Genomic DNA, 20,934 nt, shown 5'->3' with positions numbered 1-20,934 from the left:
TGCTCTTGCACATTCCCCAGCGGATGAGGGGATGATGCATGGACTTTCGTATCGGCGTAATCGCGAGCGCTCTGGTGCTGGCAGGCTGCGACCTTATGAGCGGTGGGGGCGTCAGCGAGGAGCAGCGCGGTGACGGCACCGATACCATCGAACTGGCCGAGTTTCCCGACCGGCCCTATTGGGGCGACACCCACCTCCATACCGATGTTTCGGTCGATGCCTTCGGCTTCGGCGTGCGGCTCGGCCCGGAAGACGCGCTGAAGTTCGCGCGTGGGGAAGAAGTCACCGCGACCACCGGCATGAGCGCACAGCTCGACCGGCCGCTCGATTTCCTCGTCATTGCCGATCACTCCGATGCGATGGGGGCGACCCGCAGGCTCTATGATGCACCGCGCATGATGGTGCGCGACCCCACGCTGCGCCGCTGGCGCGACATGATGCACGAAAGCTCCGACCAGTCGACCCGCGCGGTGGCGGAACTCATTACCGCAGCTGCAAATGACGAGATACCCGAGGCGCTTCGCGATCCCGAGCGCCAGGCCAAGGCGACGCGCGAATTGTGGGACCGGCACCTGGGCCTGCTCGACCGCTATAACGAACCCGGCAAGTTCACAGCCTTCGCCGGCTTCGAATGGACGCTGATGCCGGGCGGAAACAACCTCCACCGCGTCGTCATGTTTCGCGACGGCAGCGCGCGGACCGCGCAGGTCCTGCCCTATCCGGGACTGGACGGCGATGTCACCGGCCTGTGGGATTACATGGATTCCTACGAACAGAGCACCGGCGGCAAGGTGCTGGCCATCCCGCACAATTCGAACCTGTCGAACGGCAAGATGTTCGAATTCTCGGGCCCCGACGGCGGACCGATGGACGCCGATTACGCCCGCCGCCGCGCGCGCCACGAACCGGTGGTCGAGGCAACGCAGATCAAGGGCGACAGCGAGACGCACCCCTTTCTGTCACCCAATGACGAATATGCCAGCTTCGGCGTGGCGGGATGGGAGCTGGGCAATCTGCCGCTCACCGCGCGCAGTACGCCGGACATGTTCGCGGGCAGCTATATCCGCTCGGCCCTCTTGCGCGGCCTGACGCTGGAACAGCAAATGGGCGAGAATCCCTATGCCTTCGGCCTGATCGGATCCACCGACAGCCACACCGCGCTGGCCACGGCGGACGACGACCAGTTCTTCGGCAAGCATACCGGCAACGAACCGCGCGCCGACCGCGCAATGGCGGCGCAGAACCTTGGCACAAGGCAGGGCCGTTTCGGCTGGCACTATCTCGCCAGCGGCTATGCGGCAGCCTGGGCGCGCGGCAACACGCGCGCGGAGATCTTCGATGCCTTCATGCGGCGCGAGGTCTATGCAACGACCGGCCCGCGCATGGTGGTGCGCCTCTTCGCAGGTTTCGATTTCGGCGAAAGCGACTGGGAAGGCGACTGGGTGCGCGCAGGCTATACGCGCGGCGTCCCCATGGGCGGCGACCTGGTGGATGACGGCAGGGCGCCGACCTTCCTCGTCAGCGCGTTGAAGGACCCCGACGGGGCCAATCTAGACCGGGTGCAGATCGTGAAGGGCTGGGTCGATGCGAACGGCGCGGAGCAGGAAAAGGTGTTCGACGTCGCGTGGAGCGCGCGCCCCATGGATGCCGCCTCCAACTCGCCCGTGCCGCCGGTGGGCGATACGGTGAACCGGTCCGAGGCGACCTATGAGAATTCGATCGGCGCGGCTGAATTGCGCGCCACCTGGACCGATCCCGAATATCGCCGGGGCCAGCGCGCCTTCTACTATGTGCGCGTGCTCGAAATCCCCACGCCGAGCTGGGTGCTCTACGATGCCAAGCGCTTCGGCCTGACGCTGCCGAGAGAGGTGGTGCAGGCCAACGTCATCCAGCAGCGGGCCTATTCCTCGCCCGTCTGGCTGCGTCCCCGCGGCACCCCGGGCGATGCACCGCCGATCATGCGATGATGCGCCGCCTGCTGCGCGATCCGCTCGCGCATTTCCTGGTGGCGGGGGCTGCTATCTGGGCCGCGCTGTCCTTTGCGGGCGAGCCGGTCGATCCGGCCGAGCGGACCATTGCGCTCACGAAAGAGGAGCAGGCGAACCTCGCGCTTGGCTTCGAGCGCACGATGGGCCGCCCGCCCACCGATGCGGAGCTGGATGCGCAGATCGAAAGCTGGGTGCGCGAAGAGGTGCTCTACCGCGAGGCGCTGCGACTTGGACTCGATGCGGGCGATCCGGTCGTGCGGCGGCGATTGTCGACCAAGATGGACGATCTGGCAGGGGCCGAGGTGGAAACCGCCCGGCCGAGCGAGGAGACGCTGGCGGCGTGGCTGCGCGACCATCCCGGCCGGTTCGCGCAAGGCGAGCGGTTCACCTTCTCGCAGGTATATTTCCGGAGCGAAGATGCGCTGCACGAAGCGCTCGACGCAGCGGGAGATGCATACGGGGACGCCATCTCGCTGCCGGAGCGCATGACCGATGCCAGTTATGCGGACATCAAGGCGGTCTTCGGATCGCAATTCGCGTCGCAGATCGCCCGGATGCATGAGACCTCCGGTGCGCAGGTGACGTCGGGCTACGGCTACCATCTCGTCGACATCGAAGAGCGTGTCGAGGGGCGGCAACAGCCCCTGTCGGAAATCCGCGACAGGGTGGAGGCCGACTGGCGTAGCTCGACTGCTGCCGCGCGGCGCGCAAGGGCATTCGAGCTCCTGCGCGAAGCCTACCGGATCGAGGTCGAATGATCCGCTGGCTGCTGGCGCTCGCCGTCCTCCTCATCGCAAGCCCCGCCTTGGCGGACGAGTTGCGGCCCGTCTCGATCCAGCTGGAGCAGGTCGACGAGGAGCGCTGGAACCTCGGCTGGAGGCAACCGCTCGCTTCGCCGCAGGCCGACCGGACCGCGCGTCCGGATTTGCCGGAAATCTGCGATTTTCCGGGCGAGCCGGTGCTCGATAATTCCGCGCTCGCGGTGGCCGGACGCGCGCAAGTCACCTGCGAGGGCGATATTGCCGGGAGCCGCGTCGGCTGGCCCGCCCTCTTCGGACAAGGCGATGCGATCCTGCGCGTGGCCCCTCTGGATCGACCGGTCCAGGTCTACCGCCTGACCGCTCAAGAACCCTACGCCGAGGTCGAAGCGCGGCCATCAAGCATGCAGGTCTGGCGCGGCTATTTCGTGATCGGGGTGGAACATATCCTGGCGGGATGGGACCATTTGCTGTTCGTGATCGCGCTCGTCCTGCTGGTCGGGCGGACTTGGCCGGTGGTCAAGGCGGCGACGGCCTTCACGGTGGCGCATTCGATCACGCTTGCGGCGACGACGCTGGGGGTCACCGGCTTGCCGCAGCGTCCGGTCGAGGCCTTGATCGCGCTCTCGATCGTGTTTCTCGCGGTCGAGATCGCGCGCGGCACGAAGGATACGATCACGCGCCGCCTACCGTGGCTGGTCGCCTTCGCCTTCGGCCTCCTCCACGGCTTCGGTTTCGCAGGAGCCCTGCGCGAGATAGGCTTGCCGGAAGGCGAGGTGCCTGCAGCGCTCGTCAGCTTCAATCTCGGCGTAGAGGCAGGGCAGCTGCTGGTGATCGCCGCCGTCCTCGCTGCCTTGGCAGTGATCCGGCGCGTGCGGGCAGGGGCCGAAGCGCCCGCCTTGCGTATCGCCTCCTACGCCATCGGCATTACCGGGGCCTACTGGCTGGTGGACCGCGTGATCGGCTGAGTGTCGCCGCCCAGCGCCTGCCACAAAATCACCCGTGCGCGCTCCGCCCGTCCAAGGGCCGCAGCCGCGCGTTCGCCGCTGGCATCGGCCGCACGGCGGGCTTCTAGAACGGTCAGGAAATCGGCAAGGCCTGCGCGTTGCCGCACTTCGGCGAGCGAGGCGGCGCGTTGCAGGCTGGCGGCTTCCTGCGCGGCAGCGGCGGCTTCGCGGTCGGCGGCAGCGACGAGACCATAGGCCCCTTCCGCATCGCCGAGGGCGGTGTAGACGGCACCGCGATAGGCTTCGAACGCAGCGCGTTTTTCGGCAGCGGCACCGTCGATCTCGGCCTCGATCCGTCCGAAATCGAGCAGGGGTGCGGCCGCGGACGCGGCTAGGCTACCGATAATGGAATCGCTGTCGAACAGGTCGCCCGGGCTGAAGGCCAGCAGGCCAATGGCGGCCGACAGGTCGAATACCGGGAAGCGGCGGCGGGCGGCTGCGGCCAGTTCCGCATCTTCCGCGGCGAGCGTCGCTGCGGCGGCAAGAACATCCGGGCGATTGGCAAGCAGGGCGCTGGGCAGGGTGGCGGGCGCAGCAGGCAGTCCGCTTTCGCGAGGCGACATCGCCAGGGCCGAGCGAACCTGGGCGCCGCCCTGCGCGGTCAGGGTGACGAGGCGGCCGATCAGGCGGGCTCGCTCACTCTCCAATGCAGCGAGGCGGCTGCGCGAGGCGTCTGCCGCACTTTCCGCTCTCACGCGGTCGAAGCCGGGCGCGATGCCCGCATCTTCGCGCACCCTGGACAGACGGGCGAGCTCTTCGGCTGCGGCAAGGTCGTCCTGGATGGCGCCGGCCCTTGCATCGAGCGTGCGCCAGTCGATCACGCTGGCGGCGATCTCCGCGAGCAGGGAGTTGCGCACCCCGCGGGCGCTGGACGATGCGGCATCGATCCGGGCGAGCGCTGCGCGTTCCTGTGCGCGCAGGCGGCCGAAGATGTCCGGGTCCCAGCGCGCGGTGACATTGGCGGCATAGGACAGTTGTTCGGTGTCGAACGCGATAGCGGACGGCAGGTCGCCGCCGAATTGCGCCGGGTTGCTGCGGCGCCCCTCGACCGTTGAATTCGCGCCCACGGAGGGAAGGCGGTTCGCGCCCCGCAGGTCTGCGCCTGCACGCGCCTGGTCGATCCGCGCTAAAGCCTCGCCCAGCGTGGGCGAACTGGCGAGAGCCTGCGCGGCCAGCGTGTCGTAGGCAGGATCGTCAGCCGGAAGCAGGTCGGCGAGGCCGGTCGCCGAGGCGGCGTCGGGAGCGAACAAATATTCCGGCGGCAGGACCGGTGTGGGTGTGGCGATTTCGGGCGGCGGCCCGGCAACGCACCCGGCCAGCGCCAGCGCGCAGGTGGAGGCGAGTAGCAGGCGCATCATTCGCCGCCCTTGGCCGGGATATAGGCATCGACCTGCTGGCCGACCCGGAACAGCGTCTCGCCCGTCGATGCCGCTTCGGGCAATTCGTAGAGCACTTGCAGCACCCGCACGTCGACGCGCTCGGCAGCGGAATTGGTCAGCGAGCGCTTGGGTACCACCAGCGGTTCGGCGCGCACGAAGGTCGCTTCTACCTGCTGGTCGGATGCGCCACGCGGGCTGACGGTCGCCGCTGCGCCCATGTCGAGGCGGGGCGCCTGCTCCTCGTCGATATCGATCCGGACATAGAGCGGCTGCGTCTGGCCCATCTCGATAAAGGGCTGCGATCCGCCGCCGCCCATGGTGCTGACATATTCGCCCTTGCGGATATTCACCGCCAGGATCTCGCCCGCGATGGGGGCGCGGACGGTCAGGCGGCCGATTTCGGTCCGCGCGCTGGCGGCCCGCGCCTCGGCGGCTTGCAAGCGGGCACGGGCAAGTGTCAGGCGCTGGGCAGCGGCGCTCGCTTCGCCTTCGGCGCGGATTACTTCGGAACGGCTGACGGCGGCGGGATCATCGACATTGCGATAGAGTGCCAGTTGCTGCGATGCCGTGGCGCGCGCGGTCTCCGCCTCGGAAATCGCGGCGCGCGCTTCGCCGATGGCGGCTTCCGCTTCGCGCAGGGCAGAGCGGGCTGCGCGGTCGTCCACCGTGAACAGCGTCTGGCCCTCGCTCACGCGGTCGCCGGGCTGGACGAAGAGGCCGGTGACGAGGCCCGACAAGGCCGAGCCGATCTGCACCACCTCGCTCGACGGTTCGACCACGCCCGATCCGGCGACGCGTGGCGCATCGGCCAGCTGTTCGGGGGCGCGCGGCGGCTCGTTTTCCGGCTCGGACAATTCGCGATCGGGCAGGCCCGAGACGATGAAGACAATGGCGAGCAGCAGCGCCAGCCCGGCGATGGCGGGCAGCACCTGCCGGGAAAAGCTGAGATTGCGGAGATTGAAAGCCATATCAGTGTTCCTCGGGCATTTCGGTGCCGTCATGGATGATCTTGCCGTCCTCGAGCACGAGGATGCGGTCGGCGAGATCGAAAACGCGATTGTCATGAGTGACGATGATGCAGGCGCGATCTTCGGCGACGGCCACTTCGCGCAAGAGGTCCATCACCCGCCTGCCGGATGATGCGTCGAGCGCGGCGGTGGGTTCGTCGCACACCACCAGGCGTGGTTCGTGGACGAGCGCGCGGGCGATGGCGACGCGCTGCTGCTGTCCGCCCGAAAGCTGGTTCGGCAGCTTGTCGGCCTGGTCCGCGATATTGAGCTTGGCCATCATTTCGACCGCACGTTCGCGGGCCTCGTGACGGTCCATGCCCTGTGCAATCAGCGGGACGGCGGCATTGCTGGCCGCATCGATGGCCGGGATCAGATTGTACTGCTGGAAGATGAAACCGATGTTGTTGAGGCGGAACTCGACCAGTTCGGTATCGCTCAACTCGTAAATGTCGGTGCCGAAGACCTGCACCTCGCCCTCGGTCGGCCAGAGGATCCCGCACATGATCGAGATCATGGTCGTCTTGCCCGAACCGCTTTCCCCCACGAGATAGGTCAGCTCGCCCGCGCGGATGTCGAGGTCGATGCCGTGCAGGACGGTTATCGTCTGCTGGCCGGCCTTGAAGTCGCGGGTGACGCCGCGCGTGCAGATGGCGGGGGCCTCGCTCACCGGAACACCGCCGCAGGTTCGGTCTTGAGGACGTTGCGCAGCGCCAGCCAGCCGGTCAAAGCCAGAATCAGCGTCACCGCGACCAGGCTGATGATCGGAATCTGCCAAGGGATGTAGAAGCCCTTGAAAGTCGGGTTGGCCGAAAAACTCCAGATGAAGGCCAGCGTGCCCAACACGCCGAGGCCGTAGCCGACGAAGCCGACCAATGCGGCCTGCGCGGCCACCATCTTGCGGATCTTGCCATTGGTGACGCCGATCGCCTTCAGCGCCCCGAACTGCTTGATATTGTCGCGGATGAAGAGGCTGAAGGTCAGGCCGACGATGGCGACCCCGACGATGAAGCCGAGCGCGACGGTGATCCCGAAATTGAGCGGGATGCCGGTATTCTCGATAATGAAATCGACGCCGTCGCGGGCGAATTCGTCGCGCGTCTGCGCCTTCAGTCCCGTCTCGCGCTCGATCTTTTCCGATAGCGCCTTGGCCTGCGAGGGGTCTTCCGCGCCGACCAGCACGAAGGACAGGCGGTTGCGCGTACCGGGCACGTAATTCAGCGCCTGGCTATACTTTGTGTAGAGCACGACGGTGCTGGTGAAACTGGGCGTCGCATCGGCAATGCCGCGGATCACGGCGCGCTGGTCGTTCAGTTCCAGCCGCTCCCCGATGGGCGACTGCCCGGGGAACATGCGGGTCATGCCGACGTCGTCGATAATCACGCTGTCGGGCTGGGAGAGGACGTCGGGAGAGCCTTCCACCATGTTCTTGGGCAGGCCGATCAGCGTCGCATCGTCCACGCCGATCACCGCCACGCCTTCAAGGTCGCCGCTCTTGGTGCGCACGCTGGCCTGGGCGCGGATATGCGGCACGGCCCATTCGACACCGGGCACGCCGCGCACCTTGTCGAGCGCGGTGGAAGGAAGGGCATAGGATACGTCGGTCGTGCGGCTGACCGGGTCCATCACCCAGACGTCGGCGCTGGAGACATTGTAGACCCCGCTGGCCCCGCGCTCGAGCAGGTTGACGAAGATCGTCAGCTGCTGGGTGATGAGGAGCGTCGAGAACGCGATGCCGAAGACCAGCCCGTAGAACTTCTGGGCATCCCCGGTCAGCATTCTGATTGCGATCCAGATCACGGCGCTTGGTTGCCTTTGCTGTGCGACTCGTTCATTAGTGAACGCGGGCGTTCAACTGAACGGGACCGTTCACTTTGTCAACTGCTGCTGAAAAGCGATCGATCGGAAGGCCGGCGGACCAGGCCAAGCGGGAAGCGATTCTTGCTGCGGCCGCCCGCTCCTTTTTCGAGAAGGGCTTTGCCGCCACCTCCATCGAGCAGGTTGCTGCGGATGCCGGCGTATCGAAGGTGACGATCTACAATCATTTCGGCGACAAGCAGGCGCTGTTCGCGGCCTCGGTCGACCGTGAGTGTGCGACCATGCGCTCCAGCCTGGAGCTGACCTCGCTGCCGACGGGGACCTTGCGCCAGCGGCTAACCGCGATTGCAGAGGCGATGGTCGCCTTCCTGACGCGCGATGAAATGGTGCAGTTCGACCGGCGCATTGCCGCCGAAACCGAGCGTGATCCCACCATCGGCGAGGCGTTCCTGGAAGCAGGCCCCTACCGTATGCGCACAGCTTTCGCGGGCCTGCTCGACACGATGGTCGCAAGCGGTGAGCTGGCGATCGACGACACTGCGCTCGCGGTCGAACAGTTCGTTTCCATGTGCAAGGGGATGGGCGATCTGGAGCGCCGTTTCGGCCGCCCGGTCGACGCGGAACTGGAGCGCAAACGCATCGATGGCGCCGTCGATGTCTTCTGCCGCGCCTATGCCGTCGAAGAGTGTGATCGGAAATAGGACGAATTGGCGAGCCGTCTAAACTTGCCATTCACCTGCGCGATCCTACATTCTGGTGAGATTGAAAGGAATGTCCGCTCATGCGCGATCAGAATCAGGACCAGCAGCCCGATCCCGAGGGTAACGGCCCTAACCCCTGGCTGAAGAGTCTCCTCGTCTGGGGCGGGGTATTTCTCGGCCTGCTCCTGGTCGTCTCGATGTTCGGCAACTCGTCCGGTGGCGGCGGTACGCCGCTGCTCTATTCCGACTTCAAGGAACGCGTCGCAGCAGGCGATGTGAAATCGGTCGAGATTTCCGACGAGCAAATCACCGGCACGACCAAGGAAGGCGAGGTGTTCAGCACCGTACCGGTCGCCAGCGACACATCTCTGCCCAAGCTGCTGGAAGACAATGGCGTTCAGTATTCGGGCAAGGAAGCTGGCAGCCAGAACATCCTGCTTTACGCGCTCATCAACATGCTCCCCTTCATCCTGATCCTCGGCATCGCGATCTTCGCGCTGCGGCAGGTGCAGAAGGGCGGCGGCGCCGGCGGCGCAATGGGCTTTGGCAAGTCCAAGGCCAAGATGCTCACCGAGAAGCAGGGCCGCGTGACCTTCGAAGACGTGGCCGGCATCGACGAAGCGCGCGAAGAGCTGGAGGAGATCGTCGAGTTTCTCAAGGATCCGAGCCGCTTTTCCAAGCTCGGTGGCCAGATCCCCAAGGGCGCGCTGCTGGTCGGCTCGCCTGGTACCGGTAAGACGCTGCTCGCACGCGCCATCGCGGGTGAGGCGGGCGTGCCTTTCTTCACCATTTCGGGTTCGGACTTCGTTGAAATGTTCGTCGGCGTCGGTGCAAGCCGTGTACGCGACATGTTCGAACAGGCGAAGAAGAACGCGCCCTGCATCGTCTTCATCGACGAAATCGACGCGGTCGGTCGCAGCCGTGGCCATGGCCTCGGCAATTCGAACGACGAGCGCGAGCAGACGCTGAACCAGCTGCTGGTCGAGATGGACGGCTTCGAAGCCAATGAAGGCATCATCATCATCGCGGCGACCAACCGCCCCGACGTGCTCGATCCCGCACTGCTGCGCCCGGGCCGCTTCGACCGCCAGGTTGTGGTGCCGGTCCCCGATATCGACGGGCGCGAGAAGATCCTTGCCGTCCACATGCGCAAGCTCCCGCTCGCTCCCGACGTGAACCCGCGCACCATCGCGCGCGGCACCCCGGGCTTCTCGGGTGCCGACCTTGCGAACCTGTGTAACGAGGCGGCCCTGCTGGCTGCGCGCCGCAACAAGCGTCTCGTCGCGATGCAGGAATTCGAGGACGCGAAGGACAAGGTTATGATGGGTGCGGAACGCCGCTCCATGGTCATGACCGAAGACGAGAAGAAGATGACCGCCTATCACGAGGCAGGCCACGCGCTCGTTTCCATCAATGAACCGGCATCCGACCCGATCCACAAGGCAACGATCATCCCGCGCGGCCGTGCGCTGGGCATGGTGATGCGCCTGCCGGAACGCGACAACTACTCGTACCACCGCGACAAGATGCACGCGAACCTTGCTGTCGCCATGGGCGGCCGCGTGGCGGAAGAAATCATCTTCGGTCACGACAAGGTCTCGAGCGGTGCGAGCGGGGACATCCAGTATGCCACCGACCTCGCGCGCAACATGGTCACCAAGTGGGGCATGAGCGACAAGCTCGGACCCCTCCAGTACGAGCAGAGTCAGGAAGGCTATCTCGGCATGGGCCAGACTGCGCGGACCATGGGCGGCGCGGAAACCAACAAGCTGATCGACGCCGAGATCAAGGAATTGGTCGAAGGTGGTCTCAAGCGGGCGACCGACGTGCTGACCGAGCAGGAGGACAAGCTCCACCTGCTCGCCCAGGCGCTGCTCGAATACGAGACGCTTACCGGTGAAGAAATCGACCAGCTGATGAAGGGCGGAAAGATCGACCGTCCCGATGCTCCGACCGGCCCGGTCGCGGTCAAGCCGACCACCGGCAGCGCCGTGCCCAAGTCGGGCAAGAAGTTCGGCGGAGGAACCGCGCCGCAGGCGGGATAAGGACTCCGTTCGGCTGGCGTTCAGCGCCGCTAGGAAAAGGCTCCGTTCCCGGACAAAGGGAGCGGAGCTTTTTCATGTACAGGCAGATTCTCGGCGGCATTGCCGCACTTACCCTCGCAACCTCCGCACAGGCCGGTCCGGCCGATGTGAATGCGCAGGCGTTCTATGTCGATGCGGTGGAATTGGTGGACAAGGGCATGGGCGCCCTGTTCGACAAGCGCACCAAGCCGCGCATGGCGCAGCTGAAGGCGGCAGGGCAGCTGGCGAGGGAAGAGAACGAGGCCGGGAAAGCCAAGGGCAAGCCGGTCTATTGCGTGAGCGAGGCGGAGCGCAAGAAAGGGCTGGATGCCAAAGCGGCGGTCAGGATCCTTGGTGCGCTGCCGGAAAGCGATCGCCGCAAGATGACGCTGGCCCAGGCCTGGCGCGCGGCGCTGATCCGCGAATACCCCTGCCGCTGAACCGCTGGCGGAAACGCAGACGGCACATCGGGCGTTATGAAGGTCGAACCGTCATAATTGCGAGGATGCCGCACATGAACCGTCTTGCCATTGCCAGCCTGTCTGCCCTTGCCCTTGCGGGCGCTACCGCCTGCTCCGACCAGACGCAGGAGGATGCATCGCGCACAGCCGAACTGGCCGGAGACGATATCGAAGCGAATGCCGCAGTCGTCGGCGAAGTCATCGAGGAAGGCGCGAAGAATGCGGCCGGTGCAGTGAGCGAAGGCGCAGCCGACGTGGAACGGCATATCGAACAAGGCGACAAGGAAACGCCGGACACCGCTCCCATCCTTGGCGACAATCTGAACCAGGATCAGGAAGATCCAGCCGGCTGAGCGGCCTCAGAACGCTCCGAGTACGAGGAGCAGCTGCAGGAACAGCGCCAGGATCACGATGATGAATACGGACATCAGCGCGAGCCGCCAGATCGCCGAGAAGCGCGAGAGGCCATAAGTGCCTCTCAAATGCTTGTAGATATGGATCGGCGGGATGAAGATGCTTGCCAACGCCACGATTTCGCTCGAGATGCCGCTAATCCCCACGATGGTGAGGCCGAGGGTCAGCAGCGTCATGAAACTGAGCGAATAAGTGACGAAAATGGCGTGGTCATACGCCTTGAACTGCCGCTTCCACGCGAACATCAGCCACACGAAGGGTATGGATAGCGGGATCAGTAGCCAGCTGAACTTGTAGAAGTTCGTCTGCAATTTGTAGAGCATCAGCCCCGGGTTCTTGCGCCACTTTTCGACCGCACCGTCGACCCAGTCGACGCCAGAGCCGCTGACCCGCATGGTGGTGCCGTCGACTTTTTCGAGCGGGATGACCATCTCTCCGTTCTGGATCAATTCGTCGCCCGTGCCTTCCTGCCTCAGGAAAGGCACATTCTCCTGCGCCTGGCGCAGCGCCGTGATCTGGTCGGTGTATTCCTGTTGCCGTCGCTCGAGAACCTCCCTGCGCCCCGGATCGAGGTCCGGCTCGGCCAGTTCTTCTTCCGTGCTCTCCAGCAGCTTTTCCCGGCGGTCGAGTTCGGTCGCGGTGAATTCGGCCAGCTCTTCGCTATTGTCGCCCGGAATATCGGTCGGTGCGCTGATCCCGGCCAGCTGGAACACGGCGAACATCAGGAAGATCGAGAACAGGAACAGCGCCATGGGCGACACGAAGCGCATGCGCTCCCCGTCGATATAGCGGCGGGTGAGTTCGCCGGGCTTGAAGAACAGTTTTGGCAGCGTGCGCCAGGTCTTGCCGTCGAAATGCAGCGCGCCATGCATCAGATCGTGCAGGAATGCGCCCATCGTGCGGTGGAGATGCGCTTGCTGACCGCAGGAGTGGCAATGCGCTCCGATCAGTTCGGTGCCGCAATTGAGGCAGGCGTTTTCGGCGAAATGGCCCTTTTGGAGCGGCGTATTACCCGCGCGTCCCGCGCCGCCGCTGACCGCCTTGGCAAAGAGCCCCCCTTCGACGGCCGTCCCCAGACCTTCCCCGATATCGCTCAACCGATCCTCCTGTCGCAGGCGAATCTATGCGTGGATTGCGCGCGCTGCAACGCAAAAGGCCGCCCCGAGGGACGGCCTTTTACCTGACTTGCGAAACTGGGAAGGCGATCAGCCTTCGTAGTCGGCACCGATCGAGGTCGAACGGGTCGGGGCCGAAGCGGTGATCCGCAGTGCCTCTGCCGACTGGCTGAGCGAACCGATTTCGTCCATCTCGTCGTCGTCGTCCGGGAGGATCTTCTGCAGGTTGGTCACCGCAGCTTCCTTGAGGTCCTTGGGCTTGACTGTCTGTTCGGCGATTTCGCGCAGGGCGACGACCGGGTTCTTGTCGCGGTCACGCTCGAGAGTGATTTCCGCACCGCCCGAGATTTCACGTGCCCGCTGGGCAGCCAGCAACACGAGATCGAAACGGTTGGGGATCTTGTCTACGCAGTCTTCGACGGTAACGCGCGCCATTGGGCACTCCGATATATTCTAGAGAATCCGGGAAAGAGGGCCAAATAGGTGCACAGGCGCAAAAGGTCAAGAATTTGCGCCTTTCGCACCAGCCGCTAAGGCAGGGGTGATGGGAGCAAGCGAAATGCAGGGCGAGGCCACTCAATTCCGCGATCCGGAGCCGTTCGAGTTTGATGCTGCCGGCCAGCACCTGGCCTTCTATCCGGCCGGTGCCGATCGCCGCGCCGCGCTGTTCGAGCTGGTCGAAAGCGCAAAAGAGAAGCTCGACGTGTGCTTCTATATCTTTGCCGAGGACACGGTGAGCACCGAATTTCGCGATGCGCTGGTGGCGGCGGCGAAGCGCGGGGTCGACGTCACGCTCATCGTCGACCGGTTTGGGGCGGATGCATCTGATCTTTTCCTGCGCCCGCTGATCGATGCAGGCGGCACCTTCCTGGTCTTCTCCGCCAAGTGGACGCGGCGCTACCTCATCCGCAACCACCAGAAGCTGGTCGTCGCCGACGGCAAGAGGGCGATGTTCGGCGGTTTCAATATCGCCGACGACTATTTCGCGCCGCCCGAAGAGAACGGCTGGAACGACCTCGGCATCGTGATCGAAGGTTCGGCGGTCGAGGGGCTGAACGACTGGTATGCCAAGCTGCGCTCATGGACCGAGCGCGAGGAGCAGCACGCCCGTGAGATCGCGCGTACCGTGCGCGACTGGGAATGGAAGGAACCGGACGCCACCTGGCTTGTCGGCGGGCCGACACGCGGCTTGTCGAGCTGGGCGCGCTGCGTGTCGGACGATCTCGTCGAAGGCGAGCGGCTGGATATGTTCATGGCCTATTTCAGCCCGCCCAAAAAACTTCTGAAGCACATGGGCCGCATCGCGCAGAAGGGCGAGACGCGGCTGGTGATGGCGGGCAAATCGGACAATGGCGCCACCATCGGGGCGAGCCGGTCGCTCTATGATTTCCTGCTGTCGAAGCGGGCCAAGATCTGGGAATTCGTGCCGTGCAAGCTGCACACCAAGCTGATCGTGCTGGACGATTCCGTCTATATCGGCAGCGCCAATTTCGACATGCGCAGCCTCTACATCAATCTGGAGCTGGTGCTGAAAATCGACGATGCCGCGCTGGCTGACCGGATGCGGCAGTTCGTCAGCGATCACATCGCGGCATCGCAGCAGGTGACGATCCCGCTGCACAAGAAGCGCGCGACCTTGTGGAACCGGATCCGCTGGAACCTGAGCTGGCTGCTCGTCTCCGTGGTCGACTACACCGTTACGCGCAGGCTCAACCTCGGCATCTGAACTCTATTCGTAATCGTCGTAGCCGCCGCGCAGTTCGGGCGAGGTGAACTTGGTGAACTCGCTCTGGAACAGCAGAGGCACGTTGCCGGTCGAACCGTGACGCTGCTTGGCGACGATCAGCGTGGCGCGATTGACCAGTTCGAGGTGCCGCGCTTCCCAGTCGGCATATTTCTGGCGCACGTCCTCGCTGCTGGTTTCGTCCGGCGTGTCGGGCTTGAGCGCGTTGTGGTAATATTCGCCGCGGAAGATGAACCACACCATGTCGGCGTCCTGCTCGATCGAGCCGGATTCGCGAAGGTCGGACAGCTGCGGGCGCTTGTCCTCGCGCTGCTCCACCGCACGGCTGAGCTGCGACAGCGCGATGACGGGCACGTTCAGTTCCTTGGCCAGCGTCTTCAAGCCACGGCTGATTTCCGAGATTTCGTTCACGCGGTTGTCGTTTGCGCGGCCCGAACCTTGCAGAAGCTGCAGGTAGTCGACGATGACGAGGCCGATGTCGTGACGGCGCTTCAGGCGGCGGGCGCGGGTGCGCAGCGCGCCGATGGTGAGGCCGGGCGTGTCGTCGATATAGAGCGGGAGCTCGTTCAATTCCTGGCTGGCAAAGGACAGGCGCTGGAATTCCTCGCGGCTCAGCTTGCCCGAACGCAGTTTCTCACTGGAAATTTCCGCAGTCTCGGCAAGGATACGCGTGGCCAGCTGGTCCGCGCTCATTTCCAGGCTGAAGAAGGCGGTGCCAGCGCCCGGGGATTCGCTGCGGTCGATGCCGATCTTTTCGTCGTCCATAAGGCGCCGTGCGGCATTGAACGCGATGTTCGTGGCAAGCGAGGTCTTGCCCATGCCGGGACGCCCGGCAAGGATGATAAGGTCGGAATTGTGCAGGCCCGAAGTCTTGTCGTTGACCGTGTCGAGGCCGGTGGTCTTGCCCGAAAAGCGCCCGCCCGAATTGATCGCCGCCTCGACCATCTTCAGCGCGCCGAGCGCCGCGGTGCGGAAATCCTGCGCCTCGTTACCGGAGGTCGCGCCTTCCGCGACCTTGTAGAGATCGGCTTCGGCCTGGCTGATGCGGTCCATCGGCGCGACTTCGTCCGAGGTGTCGAGCGCCCCTTCGACGAGGTTGCGGCCCACGTGGACCAGTTCGCGCAGCAGGGCGAGGTCGTAAATCTGTTCGGCCAGCTTGCCGGTTGCCAGCAGGCCCTGACCGTCCTGCGTCAGTTTGGCGAGATAGGTGACGCCGCCCAGCTGTTTCAGCGCCTCGTCGCTTTCGAAATAGGGCTTCAGCGTCACCGGCGTCGCGATCGAATTGCGGTCGAGCAGCTTGTGGATGCGCTCGTAGATGCGCTGGTGCACCGGTTCGTAGAAATGATGCGGCTGGAGCGGGGTATTGAGCTCCTGCACGACCTGGTTGTCGATCAGCACCGCGCCAAGGAATGCGGCCTCCGCCTCGATGTTACTGGGCAGGGTCTGGCCCTGCTTGTCGGGGGTGGAAGTCGAATCATCGGCGGGGAAGAGGAGATCGGTGTCGGCCATGCGCGGCACCATGTGGCATTATGGACCGCTCATAAACCGCCAATATTAATCGGTCGCGGATAGCCCTGTGGATGGACAGATAAAAGTTCAACCTTGCCCCGTCGTGTCGCAGTTGCGAAAGCGTCACTCACGACCATGACCGAATCCGCACCTTCCAACCCCGATCACCGCATTGCGCATATCGATCTCGATGAAGAGACGATCATCTGGCGCAACGCGGATATCGAACAGGAACGCCGGATCGCGATCTTCGACCTGATCGAGGAAAACACCTTCAAGCCGCTCCGCGCGGTGGAGCGCGGGGCGGATGGCCCCTATCACCTGACGCTGGCTGTGCGGGACGGGCGCTTGCTGATGACCATCGCCAACACCGAGGGCGAGATGGTCGAGGAATTGCTGCTGGGCCTGGCGCGTTTCCGCCGCCCGATCCGCGAATATTTCGCCATCTGCGACAGCTATTACCAGGCGATCCGCAAGGCGACCGCGAACGAGATCGAGACGATCGACATGGCCCGGCGCGGGGTGCACAACCAGGCGGCCGAGCTGTTGCTGGAGCGGCTGGAGGGCAAGATCGAGACCGACTTCGCCACCGCACGCCGGCTGTTCACGCTGATCTGCGTCCTGCACATCAAGGGCTGAAGGCATGGCGCGGCGCAAGAAGAAGCCCGGATCGGGCTGGTTGCTGAAGCTGGTGTTGCTCGCTGCGGTCATCGCAGGCGTCGCGGCGATCTGGCTGTGGAACGAGAAACGCTATTGGCGGCCCGACGAGGACACCTATCCCGACCAGGGCGCGCTGATCGGCGAAGAGGACGAGAACGTCGACTTCGAAGTGCTCGCGGGACTTGGCGCAAGCTTCGTCTATCTCGAAACCAGCAAGGGTGCCCGCGACAAGGATTCAGGCTTTTCGGACAATCTCATTGCAGCGCGCGAGGCGGGTCTGGAGGTCGGCACGGTGCATGAATTCGACCCGTGCGAGCGGGCCGACGGACAATCGGCCAATTACGTCACCATCGTGCCGCGCGACGAACAATTGCTCCCGCCCGCGATCCGGCTGGCGCGCACCGCCGACGAATGCCCGACACGGGTTTCCGACGCCGCGGTGCAGAGCGAATTGCTGACGCTGGTCAACCAGATCGAAGCCCACGCGGGTGCGCCGGTGGTGCTGGCGCCTAGCCGCGATTTCGAGGAACGCTATCGCCCCGCCGCGCGGCTGGAGCGGGCGCTATGGCTCGAAGGCGACATGGACGAGCCGGGCTATGCGGGAAGGCCATGGACGGTCTGGACAGCGAATGCGTCGCACATGACGCAGGCTGCCGATACGCCGCTACGCTGGCTGGTCGTGCGGCCCTGATCCGGCTAGGTGGTAGCGCATGACCGATGACAACCTGATCGCCGCCGCCCGAGAGGCTGCCGCACATTCCTATTCACCCTATTCCAGTTTCGCAGTCGGGGCCGCCTTGCGCTTTGCCGACGGTAGCGTCGTGACCGGCACCAATATCGAGAATGCGAGCTACGGGCTTGCGCTGTGCGCGGAAACGTTGGCGGTGTCGAAAGCCATGGCCGACGGGGTGCGCGGCGGGCTGGAAGCGGTCGCAGTCACCGGACCGGGCGACATGCCGATCACACCCTGCGGACGCTGCCGCCAGGTGCTCAACGAACTCGCGCAGCTTGGCGGGACCGATCCGCTGATCCTGTGCGTCGGCCCCGATGAAGTGCGCCGCACCACGCTGAGCGCGCTCTTGCCCGAAGCTTTCGGCCCGGCGAGCCTCGTTTGATCACGCGGCGCAGCGCGATGGGCGGATTTGCCGCCGCCTGCGCTGCGCTGACCGTCTCTCCGCTTGTCGCTGCGCCCAAGCGTGTCCGGCCCCCGCGCTTGCAGGCAGGGGACAAGGTGGCACTGGTGGCGCCGGCCAGCGCCGTGTCGGCTGCCGAGATCGAGCGTGCGCGGCACTGGGTGTCCAGCATGGGGCTGGTCCCGCAATTCGGAGCGAATGCCGAGGCGAAGTTCGGCTATCTGGCAGGCACCGATGCGCAGCGGGCAGCGGACCTCAATGCGGCCTTTGCCGATCAGACCATTCGCGGCATCTTCGCCATTCGCGGGGGCTATGGCGCGGCGCGCATCCTGCCTTCGCTCGATTGGCCGACCATCCGCGCCAATCCCAAACTCTTCATCGGGTATAGCGACAACACCGCCCTCCATCTCGCGATCGCGCGCGAGGCGGGCTTTGCGACGCTCCACGCGCCCAATGCGGCGAGCCCGTGGAGCGAGGCGGCGAGTTGGGAAAGCCTGTGGCGGCTGGCCTTTACGGGCGAAATGCCGGTGCTCGAGTTGGGTGCCGATCGCATGCTCAAGTCCGGGAAGGGCGAGGGGCGGCTGCTGGGCGGTAATCTCACCATCTTTTCCACCCTGATGGGCACGGGCCGCCTGCCTGCAATGGAGGGTGCGGTGCTTTTCCTGGAGGACGTGAACGAGGAGCCGTACCGGATCGACCGGATGCTCCAGCAGCTGAAGCTGGCGGGCGTTCTCGATGGCGCTGCGGGCGTGATCTTCGGGCGTTGCCGGGCGTGCAGTGTCGCCGATCCGGAAGGCGAAAGCTTCACGCTCGACGATGTGCTGGACCAGCATCTCGGCACGTTGGAATGCCCCGTCGTGACCGGCGCGAATATCGGCCATATTCGCGGCCAGCTCTGCCTGCCGCATGGCGCACGCGTCGCATTCGATGCGGATGGCGGGACGTTGACGCCGCTGGAGCCGGTAACCGCCTAGCCGGGCCGTATCAGCTTTCCTTGCAGCGGATCCACCGGGTCCGGCCGTCATATTCGACCTGTCCGTCGAAATGATAGCCTACCCGCTTCGTGCGCATCAGGAGCAGCGATTTCATCGCATCAGGTGAGGTGAGCTGGAGCCGCATTTCGTCATCGTCGAGCCACCATTGCGGTGCGTACGAGGCGATCAGCTTGCCGTCCACGCGCAGCCGGTGCCCGACCAGCGGCGCGCCTGGCACATGGCCGAAGCCGAGCGCGATCTCGATCTGAGGACCGGTGGCGGTCTTGCACAGGAACCCCCCAGTCGCCTGCGCGGGGGCGGCGATGGCGGAAAGGCCGATCAGGCCGAGAAGGGCGAGGGGCAAGCGCATGGGTATCGCCTACCCTGCGCTCGCTTAACCCAGCATTTCCGGTAGCTTACGCCTCGCGCGCTTCCAGCCACTCGAGCAGGCTCGCAAGGCAATCGCGCGCGAGCATCTTGCAGCGTTCGGGCGACCAGCCCTGTTCCGGCTCGGGGCTTGCGGGATTGTCCTTGTAAGGCATTTCCAGCGTCATCGCGGTGGCGCCGAAACGCTCTGCGACCTGGTTGGTGCTCATCGACAGGTTCGCCTTGCCGGGAGCGGCCTTGGTGTAGCCCTGTTCGGTCTGGAAATCAGGAGTCCGGCGATCGAGGATCGCCTCGTAACCGTAATAGCTGTCGCCTTGCTCGTCGGTCCAGCCCGGGATGCCTTCGAAGCCTGCAAGGAAGCTCACTGGAATGGCTTCGTCGCCGTGGACGTCCATCGCGAAATCGACGCCGGTTTCATCCATGCGGTTGCGGATGGCGAGGACTTCGGGGCTCTTTTCGGCGCTGGGATCGTCCCATTCGCGGTTGAGGTTGGTGCCTGCCGCGTTGACGCGCAGATTGCCGCGCTTCGACCCGTCGGGATTGCAGTTGGGCACGATATGGAGGCGGCATTTCTCGCGCAGGAGGCGGCCGACGCTGTCGCTCGGATCGGTGAGCACTTCGAGAGCGCCTTCCATCCACCATTCGGCCTGCGTTTCGCCGGGATGCTGGCGGGCATAGAGCCAGACCTTGAATTCGCCTTCGCCCATTTCGAGGCAGTCGATCGGCTGCCCGTCGAGCGTGGTGCCAAGGTGCAGGTGATCGACGCCTTCCGAGGCGGCCGCTTCGGACACGAGGTCGTGATGACGCTCCATCGAATAGGGCGCGAAATAGGCGAACCAGGCGATGTCGCTGGCAGGCGTATAGCGGATCGTCAGCGTGCCGCCGTCTTCGTTCTTGTCATAGGACGATGCGGCGCGGCCCCAGTAGTCGCGGTCTTCCGAAACGCAGGCGTCGTAGCCGGGCCAGCCGCCGGGATAGGCGCTGGATTCCAGGTCCGTGATCCTGAGCACCAGTTCGCGGCCCTGTGCCCCGCTGACGCGGAAGTGGAACCACTGCTTGAATTCGCTGCTGGTATCGAGCGGGATAGCGAGCTTCGCGCTCGCGCCGTCGATGGAAAGGACTTCGATATTGCCGCTGTCGAAAGCCGCATCGATCCGGATATCGCTCACTTAGGGAACCTCGATTTCTATCGTTTCGCCATTATTGCCGGGAAAATCGCTGAACAGCGCGGCGGCGAGGGTTTGTGCGTTTGCTTGCGCCGGTGCAAGCTCTGAATTGTCGGGAACGCGCAGGTCCGCGCGGCCTTCCCACAGGTTTGCTTGCGAAGCGGCGCTGCGGATCGTGACCGACAGTTCGCTGCCGACCTTGTCGCGCTCTCCGCCGCCAAGATTGATGCCGATGCCGACACCCACGCCCGAACCATAGGAGCCGGTGCGACCGCCCACGCCGACGCTGACCGGAGAGCGGCGACCCTGCGCGGTGAGGACATAACGCTCGATCCTCACGGTGGCGACCTGGTCCGCCGATGCGCGGTCGGTCTCGACATAGCCGAGGCTGCGAAGTTCTTCGGCGACGGCCGATTTATACGGCATCAAGGCAAGGCTGTTGTCCTCCCCATCTTGCGCGCTGGCGACGAAGATCGTGCCTTGGCCAAGCTGCGAGGCGGCCTCCGGCGCTACGAAGCGCGTCACCTCGACCGGGCCGGGCGTGGTGGCGCAGGCGGTGAGGGCGAGGGCCGAAAACAGGGCCAGGGGTGGCGCGATGCGGCAGGTGGTGCGACTCATGGGCGGGGTCTTTCCGATATGGGCGTTAAAGA

The 20,934-nt window shown here is 64.9% G+C and carries 22 protein-coding genes; 12 read left to right on the top strand and 10 right to left on the bottom strand.

The window, feature by feature from the left end; translation table 11 throughout:
• The first annotated feature begins 38 nt into the window (after positions 1–38).
• From LCM24_RS04495 to LCM24_RS04485, 3 genes are read left to right on the top strand one after another with little or no spacing between them, the layout of a single operon-like run.
• Positions 39–1,967, top strand: coding sequence for a DUF3604 domain-containing protein (locus LCM24_RS04495; protein ID WP_224802921.1), 1,929 nt, complete (start codon positions 39–41; stop codon positions 1,965–1,967).
• A complete protein-coding gene (locus LCM24_RS04490) occupies positions 1,964–2,746 on the top strand; it encodes a peptidyl-prolyl cis-trans isomerase (RefSeq protein WP_224802920.1) in 783 nt (260 codons plus the stop codon). The genes LCM24_RS04495 and LCM24_RS04490 overlap by 4 nt, the downstream gene beginning before the upstream one ends.
• On the top strand, positions 2,743–3,714 hold the full coding sequence (locus LCM24_RS04485) for a HupE/UreJ family protein (RefSeq protein ID WP_224802919.1): 972 nt from the start codon (positions 2,743–2,745) through the stop codon (positions 3,712–3,714). Before LCM24_RS04490 ends, LCM24_RS04485 begins: the two co-directional genes overlap by 4 nt.
• Here LCM24_RS04485 and LCM24_RS04480 read toward each other — a convergent pair.
• From LCM24_RS04480 to LCM24_RS04465, 4 genes are read right to left on the bottom strand one after another with little or no spacing between them, the layout of a single operon-like run.
• Positions 3,684–5,111, bottom strand: coding sequence for an efflux transporter outer membrane subunit (locus LCM24_RS04480; RefSeq protein ID WP_224802918.1), 1,428 nt, complete (start codon positions 5,109–5,111; stop codon positions 3,684–3,686). The two genes, LCM24_RS04485 and LCM24_RS04480, sit on opposite strands and share 31 nt — an antisense overlap.
• Positions 5,108–6,100 carry an efflux RND transporter periplasmic adaptor subunit gene (locus LCM24_RS04475; protein ID WP_224802917.1) on the bottom strand — a complete coding sequence of 331 codons (993 nt, stop codon included), beginning with the start codon at positions 6,098–6,100 and terminating at the stop codon, positions 5,108–5,110. Before LCM24_RS04475 ends, LCM24_RS04480 begins: the two co-directional genes overlap by 4 nt.
• A gap of 1 nt (position 6,101) precedes the next feature.
• The gene (locus LCM24_RS04470) at positions 6,102–6,809 is read right to left on the bottom strand and encodes an ABC transporter ATP-binding protein (protein WP_224802916.1); all 708 of its coding nucleotides are present in this window, start codon (positions 6,807–6,809) and stop codon (positions 6,102–6,104) included.
• Positions 6,806–7,939, bottom strand: coding sequence for an ABC transporter permease (locus tag LCM24_RS04465; protein WP_224802915.1), 1,134 nt, complete (start codon positions 7,937–7,939; stop codon positions 6,806–6,808). Before LCM24_RS04465 ends, LCM24_RS04470 begins: the two co-directional genes overlap by 4 nt.
• Positions 7,940–8,013: 74 nt before the next feature.
• Here LCM24_RS04465 and LCM24_RS04460 point away from each other — a divergent pair, with 74 nt between their 5' ends.
• The 4 genes from LCM24_RS04460 to LCM24_RS04445 all read left to right on the top strand — a co-directional run bounded on the left by LCM24_RS04460 (position 8,014) and on the right by LCM24_RS04445 (position 11,535).
• Positions 8,014–8,658, top strand: coding sequence for a TetR/AcrR family transcriptional regulator (locus LCM24_RS04460; protein WP_224802914.1), 645 nt, complete (start codon positions 8,014–8,016; stop codon positions 8,656–8,658).
• A gap of 80 nt (positions 8,659–8,738) precedes the next feature.
• Entirely contained in the window at positions 8,739–10,703 is a 1,965-nt protein-coding gene (ftsH, locus tag LCM24_RS04455; protein WP_090476457.1) for an ATP-dependent zinc metalloprotease FtsH, read from the top strand.
• Between the two features lie 74 nt (positions 10,704–10,777).
• On the top strand, positions 10,778–11,161 hold the full coding sequence (locus tag LCM24_RS04450) for a hypothetical protein (RefSeq protein ID WP_224802913.1): 384 nt from the start codon (positions 10,778–10,780) through the stop codon (positions 11,159–11,161).
• A 74-nt stretch (positions 11,162–11,235) separates the two neighbouring features.
• Complete coding sequence (locus LCM24_RS04445; protein ID WP_224802912.1) at positions 11,236–11,535, top strand: hypothetical protein; 300 nt, start codon at positions 11,236–11,238, stop codon at positions 11,533–11,535.
• Positions 11,536–11,541: 6 nt separating this feature from the next.
• Here LCM24_RS04445 and LCM24_RS04440 read toward each other — a convergent pair whose 3' ends face one another.
• Together LCM24_RS04440 and rpoZ are read right to left on the bottom strand one after the other, a co-directional pair.
• Positions 11,542–12,693 carry a DUF3667 domain-containing protein gene (locus tag LCM24_RS04440; RefSeq protein ID WP_224802911.1) on the bottom strand — a complete coding sequence of 384 codons (1,152 nt, stop codon included), beginning with the start codon at positions 12,691–12,693 and terminating at the stop codon, positions 11,542–11,544.
• Between the two features lie 108 nt (positions 12,694–12,801).
• Positions 12,802–13,146, bottom strand: a complete 345-nt coding sequence (gene rpoZ, locus LCM24_RS04435) for a DNA-directed RNA polymerase subunit omega (RefSeq protein WP_100259777.1) — start codon at positions 13,144–13,146, stop codon at positions 12,802–12,804.
• 109 nt (positions 13,147–13,255) lie between these two features.
• Here rpoZ and LCM24_RS04430 point away from each other — a divergent pair, with 109 nt between their 5' ends.
• Positions 13,256–14,437 (top strand): phospholipase D-like domain-containing protein, encoded by a 1,182-nt coding sequence (locus tag LCM24_RS04430; RefSeq protein ID WP_224802910.1) that lies wholly within the window; start codon positions 13,256–13,258, stop codon positions 14,435–14,437.
• A 3-nt stretch (positions 14,438–14,440) separates the two neighbouring features.
• Here LCM24_RS04430 and LCM24_RS04425 read toward each other — a convergent pair whose 3' ends face one another.
• The gene (locus LCM24_RS04425) at positions 14,441–15,964 is read right to left on the bottom strand and encodes a replicative DNA helicase (RefSeq protein WP_177201767.1); all 1,524 of its coding nucleotides are present in this window, start codon (positions 15,962–15,964) and stop codon (positions 14,441–14,443) included.
• Between the two features lie 135 nt (positions 15,965–16,099).
• Here LCM24_RS04425 and LCM24_RS04420 point away from each other — a divergent pair, with 135 nt between their 5' ends.
• The 4 genes from LCM24_RS04420 to LCM24_RS04405 are packed head-to-tail and all read left to right on the top strand — an operon-like array spanning position 16,100 to position 18,731.
• A complete protein-coding gene (locus LCM24_RS04420) occupies positions 16,100–16,603 on the top strand; it encodes a UPF0262 family protein (protein ID WP_224802909.1) in 504 nt (167 codons plus the stop codon).
• 4 nt (positions 16,604–16,607) lie between these two features.
• A complete protein-coding gene (locus tag LCM24_RS04415; protein ID WP_224802908.1) occupies positions 16,608–17,315 on the top strand; it encodes a glycoside hydrolase family 25 protein in 708 nt (235 codons plus the stop codon).
• A 19-nt stretch (positions 17,316–17,334) separates the two neighbouring features.
• A complete protein-coding gene (locus LCM24_RS04410; protein ID WP_224802907.1) occupies positions 17,335–17,739 on the top strand; it encodes a cytidine deaminase in 405 nt (134 codons plus the stop codon).
• On the top strand, positions 17,736–18,731 hold the full coding sequence (locus LCM24_RS04405; protein ID WP_224802906.1) for a S66 peptidase family protein: 996 nt from the start codon (positions 17,736–17,738) through the stop codon (positions 18,729–18,731). Before LCM24_RS04410 ends, LCM24_RS04405 begins: the two co-directional genes overlap by 4 nt.
• A gap of 10 nt (positions 18,732–18,741) precedes the next feature.
• On the opposite strand, the gene LCM24_RS04400 is transcribed toward LCM24_RS04405, so the two are convergent.
• The 3 genes from LCM24_RS04400 to LCM24_RS04390 are packed head-to-tail and all read right to left on the bottom strand — an operon-like array spanning position 18,742 to position 20,902.
• A complete protein-coding gene (locus LCM24_RS04400; RefSeq protein ID WP_224802905.1) occupies positions 18,742–19,101 on the bottom strand; it encodes a hypothetical protein in 360 nt (119 codons plus the stop codon).
• Between the two features lie 46 nt (positions 19,102–19,147).
• Positions 19,148–20,287: a M14-type cytosolic carboxypeptidase gene (locus tag LCM24_RS04395; protein WP_224802904.1), complete on the bottom strand. Its 1,140-nt coding sequence runs from the start codon at positions 20,285–20,287 to the stop codon at positions 19,148–19,150.
• Positions 20,288–20,902: a DUF4136 domain-containing protein gene (locus tag LCM24_RS04390; RefSeq protein ID WP_224802903.1), complete on the bottom strand. Its 615-nt coding sequence runs from the start codon at positions 20,900–20,902 to the stop codon at positions 20,288–20,290.
• Positions 20,903–20,934 lie beyond the last annotated feature (32 nt).

Source organism: Qipengyuania aquimaris, assembly GCF_020171965.1.
GTDB lineage: Bacteria > Pseudomonadota > Alphaproteobacteria > Sphingomonadales > Sphingomonadaceae > Qipengyuania > Qipengyuania aquimaris_A.
Note: the sequence above shows the minus strand (reverse complement) of the source record. Positions and strands in the feature narration are given on the sequence as shown.